Origin of the sequence: Rhizobacter sp. Root404, assembly GCF_001425865.1 — a bacterium.
GTDB lineage: Bacteria > Pseudomonadota > Gammaproteobacteria > Burkholderiales > Burkholderiaceae_C > LMDS01.
Genome location: NZ_LMDS01000004.1, coordinates 2,127,765 through 2,128,353 on the forward strand (window position 1 = coordinate 2,127,765; position 589 = coordinate 2,128,353).

The 589-nt window shown below is 69.6% G+C and carries 1 protein-coding gene; it reads left to right on the forward strand.

The window, feature by feature from the left end; all coding sequences use genetic code 11:
* On the forward strand, nucleotides 1–577 hold a 577-nt coding region (pcaG, locus tag ASC76_RS25750; RefSeq protein ID WP_056466842.1), incomplete at its 5' end, for a protocatechuate 3,4-dioxygenase subunit alpha.
* Nucleotides 578–589 lie beyond the last annotated feature (12 nt).

Here is a 589-nt window from a genome sequence, read left to right on the forward strand (position 1 = left end):
CCTGGCGCCGCAGCAGGCCGGCTTCGACATCTTCGAGCGCAACTTCGGCAGCGTGCTGACCAACGAGCGCACCCAGGGCGAGCGCATCCGGATCGAGGGGCGGGTGTTCGACGGCATCGGCACGGTGCTCAAGGACGTGCTGATCGAGATCTGGCAGGCCAACGCGGCCGGCCGGTACGCGCACCCGGCGGACCGCCAGCCGGGCAAGGCCGAAGACCCGGAGTTCCGCGGCTGGGGGCGCAGCTGCACCGACTTCGACACCGGCGTGTACACCTTCGAGACGATCAAGCCGGGCGTGGTGACCGGAAGGAACGGCCGCTTCATGGCGCCGCACATCAACGTGTGGGTGGTCGCACGCGGGATCAACCTCGGGCTGAACACGCGGCTGTACTTCAGCGACGAGGCCGAGGCGAACGCGAAGGACGCGGTGCTCAACATCATCGAGTGGGAGGCGCGCCGCGCCACGCTCGTTGCGCAGCGCAGCCCAGGCACGGGCACAGGAGCCAGCGGCGTGCCGGTCTACCGCTTCGACATCCGCCTGCAGGGCGAGGGCGAGACGGTGTTCTTCGACATCTGAGCCCGACCCCCC